Raw genomic sequence first — 758 nt, 5'->3', positions numbered from 1 at the left:
ATGATGTTATTTTCAATCAGAGTAATGAAGTAAAAGCAAAGATATTGACTGGATATTTAAGCTCTATTATTGATGTTGAGATTAAACATTTTGATGATTTCAATGATCATAAAACAGTGCTTAAAGATATTGAAAGCAAAGTAACCTTTGCTATCAATATGCTAAAAACAATACAAAATTAATTATGGCAGATTAAATAATTTTCTATCCCGATCTTCTGTTAAATACTCGTTGATGCCAGCGAGTATTTTTTGTTTCTCTGCTTCATCTTCCATTTTCTTGAGCAAGTAAGAACCCAGTAAAATTTTACGTCTGGTATCGTTTTTTCGATCTTGTTCTTTCTGTTTTGCCTTTTCACGAGCGTCTTTAGCCTGCTTTTGAGCTTTAAGCTGCTTTAAGCGTTCTTCCTGTTGCTTTAAGCGTTCTTCCTGCTTAGCAATTCTCTGTTCTAAAGATTCATTTGTCATTGTAATTCCCATACCTAAAAAACCATTCAAGCATAGGATACCTAACATTGAGATTCAATGCCTTCCTAAGCTATAATAGTTTTCCCAAAGGGCGCACTTTCCCATTTTTTTAACTTCGTAAAAAATGGACGCTGCGAAAGGGGCGAACCCCTTTACCCCAAAAAGCAAAGGCTTAAAAAATTAATGGCGATTTATCATTTTTCAGTAAAGAACATTAGCCGTTCTGATGGCCGGAGCGCTGTAGCCGCCGCCGCCTATCGTTCTGCTGAAAAACTGATATGCAACACCTAC

At 36.0% G+C, this 758-nt stretch carries 2 protein-coding genes; one reads left to right on the top strand and one right to left on the bottom strand.

All coding sequences use genetic code 11. The annotated features are described in order from the left end of the window. Positions 1–182, top strand: a 182-nt coding sequence (locus RSC39_RS11950) for a hypothetical protein (RefSeq protein ID WP_332537450.1), incomplete at its 5' end; no start/stop codon positions are given. Here the strand turns inward: RSC39_RS11950 and RSC39_RS11945 are convergent. Then, complete coding sequence (locus tag RSC39_RS11945) at positions 183–515, bottom strand: mobilization protein (RefSeq protein WP_332537448.1); 333 nt, start codon at positions 513–515, stop codon at positions 183–185. Positions 516–758: the final 243 nt, after the last annotated feature.

This window comes from Lactococcus sp. (assembly GCF_036648155.1).
GTDB lineage: Bacteria > Bacillota > Bacilli > Lactobacillales > Streptococcaceae > Lactococcus > Lactococcus cremoris.
Note: the sequence above shows the minus strand (reverse complement) of the source record. Positions and strands in the feature narration are given on the sequence as shown.

Coding starts and splice junctions, on each gene's coding strand:
- RSC39_RS11945 (WP_332537448.1), bottom strand. CDS start 515: ATGTTAGGTATCCTATGCTTGAATGGTTTTTTAGGTATGGGAATTACA.